This is a genomic window from Pandoraea cepalis, assembly GCF_902459665.1.
Classification (GTDB): Bacteria; Pseudomonadota; Gammaproteobacteria; order Burkholderiales; family Burkholderiaceae; genus Pandoraea; species Pandoraea cepalis.
In genome coordinates, this window is record NZ_CABPSL010000010.1 from 1 (window position 1) to 14,789 (window position 14,789).

Here is a 14,789-nt window from a genome sequence, read left to right on the forward strand (position 1 = left end):
TCCTTTACGCGGATCGATTCGTTCGACCGTCCGTGTAATTCTCAACTCGCCTTGAACACGGAAATTCTGACACCCCCTCCAATACCGGCCGCTTCGCAGAGCCTGATAAGAACACTCGTCAGAAGGGTATTTCCCCAAGTCTGTCGGCGACTGCACCAATGTTCGAGCTATTCACCAGATTGAAGTCCTCTGTTCCGCCACCGAGAATTTTGTCGAAGAATAGGCTCGTCAAAAATGCTTCCTTGGCTTCCGATTGTCTTCCCCACGGGCGCACTTCGTAGTTGTTCGCGATTGAGTTGTCGACGCGTCGGCGGATGTTGCCTGGGATCATGTTGTACACATGTCGTCTGGTGTACCTCGAGTCTTGCAGCAGAGCAGCCAGCCCCTTCATGGTGTAGTAAATCAGGTTCCAAACTTGGGGAATGGAGTACCGTTCGAGTGCGTAGCGAATTGACTCGGCAATCTTGTCGGAATAGCCGTCGCCCGGGAAGTTGTATCGGTCGTATTGCTCGATGAAATACGCCTTGCACTCATCCTCAGCAACGATTTTCCAAAGGGCGTCGAGAGCATCGGGCTCGGGCGTGTGAAAACTAGCCTCAAGTACGGTGAGTAGGTCTGAGTCGGAGAGTCCTTCAGGGTCACTAGCTAACGTCCAATTTACCCGAGTCGGGTAGTAGGCGATTTTTCCGTCATCTTTCACGATTACGGAGCCGCGCGTTGACGTCTCGCTCAAGCACAACACGCCCGCATTGTTCATCCGCATATAGATCGCTATCGAACCGTCTTCGGTCGGCGCGAGCGTGCCAGCTTGGCTGTCTATCGATTCGATAAGCGAAGCTCGCCATGACTCACCCGCAGCGTTAAGCAGCGCATAAAGTAACGCAGAGTTGACGAAGCCTAGGCTTTGGTAGTCGCGGGGTGCGAAGTCTTCGTTTACTGAGTTCAAATGTCGAGCAATTGACTCGGCTTGCGCGGCTTCGGCGGCTCGCTTTTCCTGTTGCTGGAGGAGTAACTGCTGCTTACGAAGCTCGTTTTCCTGAGCCAGGCAAGTCCCACATCTACGACGAGTGTTCTTTGCGCTTGCAAAGTCACTTCTGGATGTCACTTCGACGGGGGTATCGCATACGGTGCAGCGAGCGCCGACCGCGAATGCTGAGCTCGCTTGTTGTACGAACTTGCCGAGGTTGTATTTGGGGATGCCGGCGTCTGAGGCTATCGAGTCGACCCGTTCAGACCAGACACCCTGAGGTCCCAGAGCCCAATATCTATTGCAGATGTCAACGATGTGCTGATCGTCTGTCCGATAGCAAAGAAATACGCCGTCCACTCAGAAGCCCCCGTTTGGCCAAACTGCGAGATTGGAATATTTTGAACTGCGGCGATGCCGGTTGACAGTTGGTTGACACTCGGCAGAAACGACAAAGGGTTAGCCGAAGCTAACCCTTTGTTTTATTTGGTGGCGAATCAGGGACTCGAACCCCGGACCTGCGGATTATGATTCCGTCGCTCTAACCAACTGAGCTAATTCGCCGTAGAAGAAAGAGTATAGGTAAGCCCCAATGGGCTGTCAACATATTTTTGCGGAACAACGCAAATAGTCGCCACGACCGCTCGTCCCGCCTCGCCGCCCCGGGTTCCGGAAACGACAACGCCGAGACCCGAAGGCCCCGGCGTTGTTGATCCGTTTCAACCTGTCGGGCAGGTCACCCCATCAATCGTTGGCGTAGATATCGACGTCCTTGGTTTCCTTGATGAAGAGCATGCCGATCACAAAGGTCGCCAGGGCGATGATGATCGGGTACCACAGGCCGGAGTAAATGTCGCCCTTGGCGGCCACGATCGCGAACGCCGTGGCCGGCAGGAAGCCGCCGAACCAGCCGTTACCGATGTGATACGGCAGCGACATCGACGTGTAGCGAATGCGCGTCGGGAACATTTCCACCAGCATCGCGGCAATCGGCCCGTACACCATCGTCACGAAGATCACCAGAATCGTGAGCAGCACCACGACCATCGGCTTGTTCATCTGCGCCGGGTCAGCCTTCGGCGGATATCCGTCGGCCTTGAGCGTACCGGACATGTCGGCCTCGAACGCCGCAGTCTTTTCCTTCGCATCCGCCGCTTTGCCGTCGACCGACGAAATCACCTTGTCGCCGATCTTCACCGTGGTCATCGTGCCCGCCGGCGCTGCCTGGTTCTCATAGTTCAGGCCGGAACGCGACAGGTAGCTCTTCGCGATGTCGCACGAACTCGTGAACTTCGACGTGCCCACCGGGTTGAACTGGAACGAGCACTCGTTCGGATCGGCGATCACCGTGATCGGCGAGCGAGCGGTTGCCGCCTCCAGGGCCGGGTTGGCGTAGTGCGTGAGTGCCTTGAAGATCGGGAAGTACAGCAGCGCGGCGATCAGACAGCCCCCCATGATGATCGGCTTGCGCCCGATCTTGTCCGAGAGCGCGCCGAAGAACACGAAGAACGGACTGCCGATAAGCAAGGCCACCGCGATCATGATGTTCGCGGTATTGCCATCGACCTTCAGCACCTGCGTCATGAAGAACAGCGCATAGAACTGGCCCGTGTACCACACGACCGCCTGACCGGCCGTCAGGCCGACGAGCGCCAGGATCACGATCTTCAGGTTCTTCCACTCACCGAACGACTCCCTGAGCGGCGCCTTCGAGGCCTTGCCCTCGGCCTTCATGCGCTGGAACGCCGGCGATTCGCTCAGTTGCATGCGGATCCACAGCGACACCAGCAACAGCACGAGCGACAGAACGAACGGCACGCGCCAGCCCCAGTTGGCAAACGCTTCTTCGCCAATCAGCGTGCGGGTGCCAAGAATGACCAGCAGCGAGAGGAAGAGACCCAGCGTGGCGGTCGTCTGAATCCACGAGGTGTAGAACCCGCGGCGGCCGTGCGGCGCGTGTTCGGCAACATACGTGGCGGCACCACCGTATTCGCCACCGAGCGCCAGACCTTGCAACAAACGCATGGCGATGAAGATCACCGGAGCGGCGATCCCCCACGACGCGTAGCCCGGCAGCAAACCGACAACCAGCGTCGACAGCCCCATCAGCGTGATGGTTACCAGGAACGTGTACTTGCGACCGACCAGGTCACCGATGCGGCCGAACACGATGGCGCCGAACGGACGCACCGCGAAGCCTGCAGCGAATGACAACAATGTGAAGATGAAAGCGGCCGTCGGGTTGATCCCCGAGAAGAACTGCCGGCTGATGAAAACGGCCAACGACCCGGCCAGGTAGAAGTCGTACCATTCGAACACCGTGCCCAGCGACGACGCGAAGATGACCTTTCTTTCTTCGGCGGTCATCGGCGCATGGGAGGTGGCTGTCGTTGTAGTAGCCATGCGGTTGTCTCCTGTAATGTAAGCACGCCCCTGGGTCGTGCCCGGGCCGCTGCCACTGATTATTGGAGGACAACCTTACCGACGTCTGACGCCAAACTGACTCGAAGCTTACGTTGCTAGGGACTTACCCTCGACTTTGGCTCGATATTGAACGTATTTCGCGTGAATTCGTCACGCATGCGGGTTTTCGATAGGCGCATCGGCGAGGGGGAACGTGACACGAATGAGCGTGCCGGTTGCTTCGGGGTGCTGCGCGTCAACATGGTCGAGCACGCTCACGTCGCCGCGATGGATCTGCACGATCTCGCGCACGATGGCCAAACCCAGGCCGCTGCCGTCGCTGTCACTGCCGAGAATGCGATAAAAGCGCTCGAACACCCGTGGACGCTCCGACGCCGGAATGCCTGGCCCGGTATCTTCGACTTCGAGATGAACGAAGCCGTCGGACGCCTCATGCCGCAGACGTACCGTCACCTTCCCACCCGTCGGCGTATAACGGATCGCGTTATCGATCAGGTTGTTGAGCAATTCGCGAAGCATCACCGGTTGACCCGACAGATGCACCGAAAACGGTGGCTCCTCGAAGCCCAGATCGATCCGCTTGGCGAAGGCGGCCTGAAACCAGTCCTGCATGGCGCTTCGGGCAAGCACGCTGAGATTGACCGGCGTGAAGGCGGCGGCGTCGTTCGCGCTGTTCTCCGCGCGGGCCAGCGCCAGCAACTGGTTGACGAGGCGCGCCGCCTGCTCGGAACTTACGGCGATCAGCGACAGCGAACGGCGTAATTCGTCGGGAGACGTCTGGCGCAAGGCAAGTTCGGCCTGCATGCGCAGCCCCGCGAGCGGTGTTTTCAGCTGGTGCGCGGCATCGGCGATGAAACGCTGTTGGAGTTTCATATACTGCTCCAGCCGACTGAGCAGATCGTTCAGCGAACCCACGAGCGGTGCAATCTCCGGCGGGGCCTGGCGCGCTTCGAGCGGCGATAGATCGTCGGGACGCCGCGCGCGGATGTGTTCCTGCAACGCGTGCAGCGGCGCGAGGCCGCGCGACAGGCCGAACCACACGAGCACGATGGCCAGCGGCAGGATCACGAACTGCGGCAGGATCACGCCCTTGATGATTTCGTTCGCCAGTTGGCTGCGCTTGTCGAGCGTCTCCGCGACCTGCACGAGCGCCATGCTGCCGGCGGGCGTCACCCGCGGCAAGTCGACGTAGGTGAACGCCACGCGGATGTCGTTGCCGCCCACGGTTTCGTCGCGAAACTGTACGACGCCGGGTTGCGGACGGTCGTCTTCGTGCGGTAGCGGCAGGTCGGGCGTGCCGCCGACGAGTTCGCCCTTCGCCCCCAGCACCTGGAAATAGACGTTGTCGGTGGCGTCGGCGCGCAGCAGATCGCGTGCGGGCATGGGCAGCGTCAGGGTGACTTGGCCGCGGTCCGAATGGACTTGCTGGGCGAGAACGTAAGCGTTGGTCTCGAGCGCCCGGTCGAAGGGGCCGTTGGCAATGGATTTCGCGACGAGGTACGTCACGGCAATGCTCATCGGCCAAAGCAGCAGCAGTGGCGCGAGCATCCAGTCGAGAATTTCGCCGAAGAGCGAGCGCGGGGGCGGCTCCGCCTCGTGCTCGAGCGGCGCGCCAAAGCCGGGCCGTACGAACGGATCGGTGTAAGGGTCGAGCCGGTCGAACGGTTCGTCGGCACCGGGCGGCGAGGGAGTGTGCGGTCGTGAGGGTGCGCCCTCAGGTGATGAGGGCGAGTGCGACGACGCGTCCGGGTCCGCAGGCGCGGCGCGATGATGGTGGCGAAAGCTCAGACGCATCGGACGGAGAGGCTAAAGAGGCAGGGGCGGCCGCGGCCGCATTCGGCGGACTATGCCGCATTGGCTGGCGCGGCGGCCGGCTTCTCCAGACAATACCCCAACCCGCGGATCGTGGCGATGCGCACCCCGCTCGGCTCGATCTTCTTGCGCAGCCGGTGCATGTACACCTCGATGGCGTTGTTGCTCACCTCTTCGCCCCAGCCGCACAAGTGGTCTACGAGCTGCTCCTTGGAAACGAGCCGACCGGTACGCAGCAGCAGGACTTCGAGCAATTCCAGTTCGCGGGCGGACAGGTCGAGCATCTGCTCATTGATATAGGCGGTTCGTCCGACCTGGTCGAAGCTGAGCGGGCCGTGACGGATGACCGTCGAGCCGCCGCCCGCGCCGCGCCGCGTCAGCGCCCGCGCCGCGCCGCGTCAGCGCCCGCACGCGCGCTTCGAGTTCGGCCAGCGCGAACGGCTTGGCCATATAGTCGTCGGCACCGAGATCGAGCCCCTTGACGCGGGCGTCGACACTGTCCGATGCGGTCAGGATCAGTACGGGCAGATGGGAATTGCGCGCGCGCAAGCGGCGCAGGACCTCATGACCGGGCAGGCGAGGCAGGCCGAGGTCGAGAATCAGCAGGTCGAACGTCTGGGCGCAGAGCGCGGAATCGGCTTCGAGCCCCGTCTTGACGTGATCGACGGCATAGCCCCCCTGGCGCAGCGAGCGGGTCAGGGCGTCGGCCAGAATGCTGTCATCCTCTGCGATGAGAATTCGCATGGGCGTGATAGGCTCGTATTGGCACCGTCGCCTGACGGCTGCGGTGTGTCTCCTGTGATGTTGCGGCGCGTGGTTCGCGGCTTTTTTTGTCGTTTCGGCGCTTTCGGACAACAGGCACTTGCAAACAGCACTGGTTTTTTATACAGTACTGGCATTCACGCCTCACCCGAGCCGTCTCGCTCATCATATCAAAGGACGATTCATGGAAGAAAGCAAGAAAGGGTCTGCCAATCTGTCGGCCGAGAAAGGCAAGGCGCTGGCCGCCGCCCTCGCGCAGATCGAAAAGCAATTCGGCAAGGGCTCGATCATGCGTCTGGGCGACAGCGAGGTCGAAGCGGACATCCAGGTCGTCTCGACCGGCTCGCTGGGCCTGGACATCGCGCTGGGCGTGGGTGGCTTGCCGCGTGGGCGCGTGATCGAAATCTACGGTCCGGAATCGTCGGGTAAGACCACGCTCACGCTGCAAGTCGTGGCGGAAATGCAGAAGGTCGGTGGCACTTGCGCGTTTATCGACGCCGAGCACGCCCTCGATGTCGGCTACGCCAACAAACTGGGCGTGTCGGTGCCGGAACTGCTGATCTCGCAGCCGGACACGGGCGAACAAGCCCTCGAAATCGCCGACGCGCTGGTGCGCTCGGGCTCGATCGATCTCATCGTCATCGACTCGGTGGCGGCGCTGGTGCCGAAGGCCGAAATCGAAGGGGAAATGGGCGATTCGCTGCCGGGTCTGCAGGCGCGTCTGATGTCCCAGGCCCTGCGCAAGCTGACCGGTACCATCAAGCGCACGAACTGCACGGTGATCTTCATCAACCAGATTCGGATGAAGATCGGCGTGATGTTCGGTAACCCGGAAACCACGACGGGCGGAAACGCACTGAAGTTCTACTCGTCGGTGCGTCTGGACATTCGCCGGATCGGCTCGATCAAGAAGGGTGACGAGGTCGTCGGCAACGAAACCCGCGTCAAGGTCGTCAAGAACAAGGTGTCGCCGCCGTTCCGCGAAGCGATTTTCGACATCCTTTACGGCCAGGGGATTTCGCGCGAAGGCGAAATCATCGATCTGGGCGTGAACGCGAAGATCGTTGAGAAGGCTGGCGCCTGGTACAGCTACAACGGCGAGAAGATCGGCCAGGGCAAGGACAACGCGCGTGAATTCCTGCGCGAAAATCCGGATATCGCCCACGAGATCGAAAATAAGGTACGCGCATCGCTCGGCGTCACGGCAATCAACGAGACCGGCGAAATCGAAGCAGACGACGAGGTCTGAGGACCTCGCGCCTGTTCCTGAGCGGCAACGCGAAGCCAGTCGGCGCCGCGTTGCCGTTTTGCTTTTCCGGCCCCCGCTTTGATGGCATCACGATGACGTCATGATCACTCGCCGTCCTCCCCGAGATCCGAACGCGCCGCCACCTCCGCCGGGCGACGCCGCCGTTGCGGTCAAGCCGTCGCGCAAACCCGTGCTGAGCCTCAAGGCGCGCGCGCTGTCCTATCTCGCGCGTCGCGAACACAGCCGAGCCGAGCTGCGTCGCAAGCTTGCGCCGTTCGCCGACGCCGACGATCCCGAAGCGCTCGATCGCGTGCTCGACAGTCTTGAGCAGGAGCGCTGGTTGTCCAATGAACGATTTGCGCAAAGCGTCGTGCATCGGCGTGCGTCGCGCATGGGAACGACGCGTATCGTCAACGAACTCAAGCAGCATCAGGTCGACGCCGATACCGTGACGGCCCTCGCGACACAACTGCGCGAAACGGAACTCGTTCGGGCCCGCGCCGTATGGCAGAAGAAGTTCGGCGAGATTGCCACGACGCCCGAGGCGCGCGCCAAACAGATGCGTTTTCTCGCCTCGCGCGGTTTCTCGCGTACCGTTATCAGCAAAATCGTGTGGGGTGCCGACGAATACTCGGACGACTTTTGACGCGACTTCCATCATTTTCCTGATGGATGTCGCACCATTCATCGGGGAAGGGCGGGTGACGCGCGTGGGCTCGCAAGCCGCATGAATACTGGCGTGACATGGCGCGGTATCTCGCGTGTCGCGTCATGCCACAGTTATCGCGATATGGCGTTGCACCATACGCCCAGCACCTGCGGAATTTTGATAACCCGACCCATTGGTCGGGTAATTCGACCTTATGCGGCGGGCTTCTGTTGCGCTGCGGCAATCGCCGTCGCTGCCTATGCTAGAATTCAGATCTTTCCGCGTTCATGCATTGCACACTCTCGCATGCCGCTCTCTGAGCCCGCCTCTCGTACCCTGCGTCACCGCCGCGCGATCGCTGTCGAAGCGTTTTCGCGCGACGATGGCCTATGGGACATCGAAGCCTGTCTAACCGATCACAAGGATCGCGATTTTGCATTGGCAACGGGCCTTCGAAAGGAGGGCACGCCGATTCACTCGCTGTGGCTGCGTCTGACGATCGACGAGAGTTTCGAGGTGCGTGACGCCGAGGCCGTCTCCGACTGGGTGCCTTATCCCGGCATTTGTGACCAGATTGGCCCAGACTACCGTCAATTGATCGGACTTAACCTGCGGCGCGGGTTCCGCCATGCGGTGCGCGAGCGCCTCGGCGGCGCGGCGGGCTGTACCCATCTGACCGAACTTTGCAGTGTCCTGCCCACGGCAGCGATTCAGGCCTTCGCCGGCGAGGTGATCCACACCCCCGACACGGCGCTCAAGGCCGCCCATGAGGCCGATGTTTCGGCGCCTCCTTTCCAACTCGGACATTGTCACGCCCTGCGGTTTGATGGCGAGGCGGTGCGCCGGTTTTACCCGCGCTGGTTCAACGGCCGCGCAAACGATCGAGCGAACGAGCCCACGACGCCCGCCACAACCGAAGCGGTGCGCGATGGTGCCTCGACTCGCCAGCTCGAACCCAAACTTCCAACTCAGCAAGAAGGGAATCACGCATGAAGATTCATGAGTATCAAGGCAAGGAAATCCTCCGAAAATTCGGAGTCGCGGTGCCCCGCGGCATTCCGGCGTTTTCCGTGGACGAGGCCGTGAAGGCAGCCGAAGAACTCGGCGGTCCGGTTTGGGTGGTCAAGGCCCAGATTCACGCAGGCGGTCGCGGTAAGGGCGGCGGCGTGAAGGTTGCCAAGTCGATCGAGCAAGTGCGCGAATACGCCGGCCAGATCCTCGGCATGCAACTGATCACGCACCAGACCGGTCCGGAAGGTCAAAAGGTCAACCGCCTGCTGATCGAAGACGGCGCCGACATCAAGAACGAACTCTACGTCAGCCTCGTGGTCGACCGCATCACGCAGAAGATTGTGCTGATGGGTTCGAGCGAAGGCGGCATGGACATCGAAGAAGTCGCCGAAACGCATCCGGAACTGATCCACAAGGTCATCGTTGAGCCGTCCGTCGGTCTGACCGACGCGCAAGCCGACGATCTGGCGAAGAAGATCGGCGTTCCCGACGCTTCGATCGCTCAAGCCCGCGCGATTCTGCAAGGTCTGTACAAGGCGTTCTGGGAAACCGATGCGTCGCTGGCCGAAATCAACCCGCTGAACGTGAGCAGCAACGGCACGGTCACCGCGCTGGACGCCAAGTTCAACTTCGATTCGAACGCCCTGTTCCGTCACCCGGAAATCGTCGCTTACCGCGATCTGGACGAAGAAGATCCGGCAGAAGTCGAAGCCTCGAAGTTCGATCTGGCCTACATCTCGCTCGACGGTAACATCGGCTGCCTGGTGAACGGTGCCGGTCTGGCCATGGCCACGATGGACACCATCAAGCTGTTCGGCGGCGAGCCGGCGAACTTCCTGGACGTGGGCGGTGGCGCCACGACCGAGAAGGTCACCGAAGCGTTCAAGATCATGCTGAAGAACCCGAACCTGACCGCCATTCTGGTCAACATCTTCGGTGGCATCATGCGTTGCGACGTGATCGCCGAAGGCGTGATCGCAGCCTCGAAGGCCGTCTCGCTGAAGGTGCCGCTGGTCGTGCGCATGAAGGGCACGAACGAAGACCTGGGCAAGAAGATGCTCGCCGAATCGGGTCTGCCGATCATCTCGGCGGACAGCATGGAAGAAGCTGCCCAGAAGGTTGTCGCGGCTGCCGCAGGCAAGTAACCAGAACAGTCGAAGCCGCAGCGGCGCGACCCCAAAGGGGTGTGCGAACGCTGCCCGGCAACCGGATGAAGGAAATCAAGCAATGTCGATTCTGATCAACAAAGATACAAAGGTCATCACCCAAGGTATCACTGGCAAGACCGGCCAGTTCCATACCCGCATGTGCCGCGAATACGCGAATGGCAAGAACGCGTTCGTCGCCGGCGTGAACCCGAAGAAGGCTGGCGAAGACTTCGAGGGCATTCCCATTTTCGGTTCGGTCAAGGACGCGAAGGCACAGACCGGCGCGACCGTGTCGGTGATCTACGTGCCGCCCGCAGGCGCGGCCGCCGCGATCTGGGAAGCCGTCGAAGCCGATCTGGACCTGGCGATCTGTATCACGGAAGGGATCCCCGTTCGTGACATGATCGAAGTGAAGGACCGTATGCGTCGCGAAGGTCGCAAGACCCTGCTGCTCGGCCCGAACTGCCCGGGCGTGATCACGCCGGATGAACTGAAGATCGGCATCATGCCGGGTCACATCCACAAGAAGGGTCGCATTGGCGTGGTGTCGCGCTCGGGTACCCTGACGTATGAAGCCGTGGGTCAACTGACCGCCCTGGGCCTGGGCCAATCGACCGCCGTCGGTATCGGTGGCGATCCGATCAATGGTCTGAAGCACATCGACGTCATGCAAATGTTCAACGACGATCCGGATACGGACGCCGTGATCATGATCGGTGAAATCGGTGGCCCGGACGAAGCCATGGCGGCCGAGTGGATCAAGGGCAACATGAAGAAGCCGGTCGTCGGCTTCATCGCGGGCGTGACGGCGCCCCCGGGCAAGCGCATGGGCCACGCCGGCGCGCTGATCTCGGGCGGTGCCGATACGGCTGAAGCCAAGCTGGAAATCATGGACGCCTGCGGTATCAAGGTGACCAAGAACCCGTCGGAAATGGGCCGTCTGCTCAAGTCGGTGCTGTAATTCCCGTCGGACGACCGGCTCGTGCGCGCCGGAACTGGCGCGCACGAGCGAGGTCATGAAAAGGGAGCCCGGGACATCGGGCTCCCTTTTTTGCTATGGCGTTTCACAAGCCATTCGTTTCCATCGTTGCATTCGTTCCCGAGGATATTCCCGCCATGCTTGCGTTTTTTGCCGAGCTGAACTGGGCTGCGGTTCTGCAGATCATCATGATCGACATCCTGCTGGGTGGCGACAATGCCGTGGTGATCGCGCTCGCCTGCCGCAACTTGCCGGCCAAACAACGTTTGCAGGGCGTCGTATGGGGCACGATCGGCGCCATCGTGCTGCGCGTGATTCTGATCGCGTTCGCCGTGACGTTGCTCGCGGTGCCGTATCTCAAGGCGGTGGGCGGCGCGTTGTTGCTCTGGATTGGGATCAAGCTGCTGGTGCCCGATCATGAGGCTCACGATAGCGTACAGCCGGCCGACAAGCTCTGGACGGCGGTCAAGACCATCATCATTGCGGACCTGGTGATGAGTATCGACAACGTCATCGCCATTGCCGGCGCCGCGGAAGGGGCAGCCAAAGACCATCAGTTGCCACTCGTCATCTTCGGTCTGCTCGTGAGCATTCCGCTGATCGTCTGGGGCTCGCAACTGGTGCTCAAGGCCCTGGACCGGTTCCCATTCATCGTGATGGCCGGGGCGGCGTTGCTCGGCTGGATTGCGGGCGGGCTGATCGCGTCGGATCCGGGCATCGGCGACTGGTTGCATCTGCCGGGCGCCGCGGCCGAATATACGCATTACGTGGCGGCTGTGATCGGCGCACTGCTCGTCGTGGTGGTGGGGCGCGTGCTCAAGCGTCGGGCCGATGCACGTCAAATGCGTGCAACCTCTTCGGAATGATCGGGTCCATTCCCGGGACCGATGTCGTCGGTCCGCGGTGGTTTTTCCAGGAGCCACCGTGCTGTTCGGCCGAATCGTCCCGCCTCTGACTAGGACGATTCTCCTCACCCATACGGCCCCGCCCGATTTTGATCTACGGCAGGGCGCTGGCCGAGGGGGGTATGGCATACTCCGCCCACTTCCCCCCGATGTCCCTTTTGTTTTCATTGCTTTCGCAGGGAGTTACACAATGCGTCGTTTCGGCCACCGGACCTCCGGTATTGCCAAGTCTCGGGGTTTCACCCTGATCGAGTTGATGATCGTGTTGGCGATCATTGGTGTGCTGGTCATGGCAGGGGTTCCGTATCTGCAGAGTTATCTGGTACGTGCACGTGTTGTCGAAGGGCTGGGGGCTGCGGCGTCCGCCAAGGCACTCGTGAGCGAGAACGCCATGCACGGCGCGCCGTTCAACAGCGGCTGGCAAGCGCCGAGCGCGACGGACAACGTGAATGCGGTGAGTATCGATGCCGTGAGCGGCAACGTGACGGTCGCCTATACGCAACGTGCAGGCGACGGTGCCCTTGTGCTGGTGCCGACGAGTGCCGCTGCCGATGGCTCGCCCAAGGCGCTGACGGTCGGCAAGGCCCCCGAAGGCCAGATCGTCTGGACGTGTTACGCCCAAGGCCGCGAAGGGGCTCCGAATGGTGCGACGTTGCCGGGTAAGCTGGCGCCGCCGGAGTGCCGTGCGGCGGCCACCACCGGCAAGTCGGGCTGAGGCCGGCGCTCGGCCGGACGGATTGCGTCGAGCCGTATCGGCGCGACATCCACGCAACGTCGGCACAACGTCTGCCGACGCGGGCCCAGCGCGTGCGTAACGTCGAGCTTGCGTTGATATGGTGGCGACGTAGCGTTGACGCACCGGCGGCGCAACCTTGGCATGCCCCCCGCGTGGCCTGCCGAGATGGCGGATTTGTCGACGGCGCATTCATACGCGCCCGCTGTGAAATGGCTGCCCCTGGGGCAGCCATTTTTCGTTATGCTTGCGCATCTTCCAACGGGTGCATTGCACGGCGGCAATCTTGTTTCCTCCTCTGCTTCTCTCAATGATCGGGCTCACGCTGGCCCTGATCTGGGCCTTGCCCTATAACCTCGTCAGGCACACGTATCCGATTTCCACCTTCTATGCGGAAGCGCTGACATTCTCACTGTTCGCGTTGCTCGGTGCGCTCTCGATGATCGCCGTGTGGCAACGCGACGCACGCGCGCTACGGATGCCTCGCGTCACCTGGATGCCGCTCGCTTTTGTGGCGGTCATCCTTGTGCAGCGTGCCACGATGCCGACCGAGCTGCCGCAACTGATGATGACTGCGCTGCTCTACGGCGTGGCGATGATCGTGGCCGTGAATGCCGGGTTCTGGCTGGCACAACTCGGGTGGCGCGACGTGCTCATGCGATGGAGTGCGATGGCGCTCACGCTGGGGGGGCTGTACGCCGTGGGCGCGCAGGTCTTGCAAGCGTTTCATCTGGAAGCCGACGTACCCTGGCTGGTGGCCAAGTACTCCGTGACGGTCGCGCGCCGACTGTTCGGCAATATGTATCAGCCGAATCACTTGGCAACATATTTGTCGCTTGCCAGCGCGGGGGCGTTCTATCTCTGGTATCAGCGCAAGCTGCCCGCCTGGCTGTGGCTTGTGGTGTGTGCGGCTTTCGATATCGGTATCTGCCTGACCGGCTCGCGTACACCGTGGCTGCAACTGGCGCTATTGTCGGCATTCGGGGCGTGGCTCGTGTGGGTGGCGCGTGCCGAGACGGCGCGCAACATGCGCCGGCCGACGCGCTGGTTCGTGCCCGTTGCCATCCTTCCGTTGCTCGCCCTGATGACGATGTTCGTCGGTTGGGCGAACGTTGCCTGGGGGTTGCAGCTCGACGGCAGTGCCGTGGCCCGCATGCAGCAGGCCGGCCAAGTGGCGGGGCGCTTGAACCTGTGGGAGTACGGTCTGGCGATCTTCCGTGAGCATTGGTGGTTCGGCGCGGGCTGGTCGAACTACATCGACGCACAGTTTGCCTTGGTCGACAAGCTCGGTCCCGTCGAGATGGCCGACAACGCCCATAACGTGCTGCTCGATCTGCTCGCGAAGACCGGCATCATCGGTGCGTTGGCGGTACTGGCGCCGCTCGCGTTCTGGTTCGCGCGCGCGGTGCGCGGCATCAAGACGGCGTCTGTCGCGCTCGCCTTCGTTCTGCTCGGCATGCTCGCGGTCCACGCCATGCTGGAGTATCCGCAGCACTACGCATTCTTCCTCTTGCCCGCGCTGTTCCTGCTCGGTTTGTGCGAGACAAAAGCGATCGATAGCGTGTCACCCACCGCCGCCGGTGCCATCAATGGCGTGATCGTGCTGTTTGCATGCGTGGCGATTCCTTGGCTCTACCACGACTACCAACGCGTCGAAGTGGCTTATCGCGCCGGCAAAATCGAAGCCTATCGCACGGATCCGGCGCTCTTCTTCACCCCGTATGGCGACTACGCGGTCACGGGGGCGTTGTTCCTGAATCGCGATCAGCTCGACGAAAAGCTGGCGGCGCATCGTGAAGCGCTGGCGCTGGGTGCCGGGCCGACCATGATCAAGCGTTATATCGTGCTGCTCGCCCTCGCAGGGCGCGACGACGAAGCGCTCGAAGACATTCAGCGCCTGAAGAATTACAACTCGGCGATTTTCGATGGGCAGTACGCTGCGCTCGTCCGGATGTTGCGTGAGCAGGGCGATACGCTGAAGCCGTTCGTCAAACGGGTCATCGAGGCGTGGGGGCGGCCGAAGGGCGAGGCCGACGAGGACGCGAGCGCCGCACCGCAAAAGAAGACGTCATCGATGTCATAAAGGCCGTGGCGACCCTGCCCATGAAACACAACGCCCGTGAATTTCACGGGCGTTGTGTTTTGCGGCG

At 61.7% G+C, this 14,789-nt stretch carries 11 protein-coding genes, 1 tRNA gene and 1 pseudogene; 8 read left to right on the plus strand and 5 right to left on the minus strand.

Annotated features, from left to right (window positions below; genetic code table 11):
* Positions 1 to 118: 118 nt before the first annotated feature.
* The 5 genes and pseudogenes from PCE31106_RS13645 to PCE31106_RS13665 form a co-directional block, all read right to left on the minus strand.
* The gene (locus tag PCE31106_RS13645; protein WP_150563617.1) at positions 119 to 1,327 is read right to left on the minus strand and encodes a hypothetical protein; all 1,209 of its coding nucleotides are present in this window, start codon (positions 1,325 to 1,327) and stop codon (positions 119 to 121) included.
* 127 nt (positions 1,328 to 1,454) lie between these two features.
* Positions 1,455 to 1,531: transfer RNA gene (locus tag PCE31106_RS13650), tRNA-Met, on the minus strand.
* 180 nt (positions 1,532 to 1,711) lie between these two features.
* On the minus strand, positions 1,712 to 3,370 hold the full coding sequence (locus PCE31106_RS13655; protein WP_150563618.1) for an MFS transporter: 1,659 nt from the start codon (positions 3,368 to 3,370) through the stop codon (positions 1,712 to 1,714).
* Between the two features lie 171 nt (positions 3,371 to 3,541).
* Positions 3,542 to 5,185, minus strand: coding sequence for a sensor histidine kinase (locus PCE31106_RS13660; protein WP_150563619.1), 1,644 nt, complete (start codon positions 5,183 to 5,185; stop codon positions 3,542 to 3,544).
* A pseudogene (locus tag PCE31106_RS13665) lies at positions 5,106 to 5,947 on the minus strand (response regulator transcription factor). The gene PCE31106_RS13660 and the pseudogene PCE31106_RS13665 overlap by 80 nt, the downstream one beginning before the upstream one ends.
* Positions 5,948 to 6,149: 202 nt before the next feature.
* On the opposite strand from PCE31106_RS13665, the gene recA reads away from it, so the two are divergent.
* The 8 genes from recA (at position 6,150) to PCE31106_RS13705 (ending at position 14,722) form a co-directional block, all read left to right on the plus strand.
* Positions 6,150 to 7,214: a recombinase RecA gene (gene recA, locus PCE31106_RS13670; protein ID WP_017232934.1), complete on the plus strand. Its 1,065-nt coding sequence runs from the start codon at positions 6,150 to 6,152 to the stop codon at positions 7,212 to 7,214.
* Positions 7,215 to 7,314: 100 nt separating this feature from the next.
* Positions 7,315 to 7,860: a recombination regulator RecX gene (recX, locus tag PCE31106_RS13675; RefSeq protein ID WP_150563620.1), complete on the plus strand. Its 546-nt coding sequence runs from the start codon at positions 7,315 to 7,317 to the stop codon at positions 7,858 to 7,860.
* Positions 7,861 to 8,169: 309 nt separating this feature from the next.
* On the plus strand, positions 8,170 to 8,856 hold the full coding sequence (locus PCE31106_RS13680) for a DUF2889 domain-containing protein (protein WP_017232936.1): 687 nt from the start codon (positions 8,170 to 8,172) through the stop codon (positions 8,854 to 8,856).
* Positions 8,853 to 10,019 (plus strand): ADP-forming succinate--CoA ligase subunit beta, encoded by a 1,167-nt coding sequence (gene sucC, locus PCE31106_RS13685; protein ID WP_017232937.1) that lies wholly within the window; start codon positions 8,853 to 8,855, stop codon positions 10,017 to 10,019. Before PCE31106_RS13680 ends, sucC begins: the two co-directional genes overlap by 4 nt.
* 82 nt (positions 10,020 to 10,101) lie before the next feature.
* The gene (gene sucD / locus PCE31106_RS13690) at positions 10,102 to 10,983 is read left to right on the plus strand and encodes a succinate--CoA ligase subunit alpha (RefSeq protein ID WP_017232938.1); all 882 of its coding nucleotides are present in this window, start codon (positions 10,102 to 10,104) and stop codon (positions 10,981 to 10,983) included.
* A gap of 155 nt (positions 10,984 to 11,138) precedes the next feature.
* Positions 11,139 to 11,867, plus strand: coding sequence for a TerC family protein (locus tag PCE31106_RS13695; RefSeq protein WP_150563621.1), 729 nt, complete (start codon positions 11,139 to 11,141; stop codon positions 11,865 to 11,867).
* A gap of 229 nt (positions 11,868 to 12,096) precedes the next feature.
* Positions 12,097 to 12,621 carry a pilin gene (locus PCE31106_RS13700; RefSeq protein WP_174975181.1) on the plus strand — a complete coding sequence of 175 codons (525 nt, stop codon included), beginning with the start codon at positions 12,097 to 12,099 and terminating at the stop codon, positions 12,619 to 12,621.
* 304 nt (positions 12,622 to 12,925) lie between these two features.
* The gene (locus PCE31106_RS13705; RefSeq protein WP_150563623.1) at positions 12,926 to 14,722 is read left to right on the plus strand and encodes a PglL family O-oligosaccharyltransferase; all 1,797 of its coding nucleotides are present in this window, start codon (positions 12,926 to 12,928) and stop codon (positions 14,720 to 14,722) included.
* Positions 14,723 to 14,789: the final 67 nt, after the last annotated feature.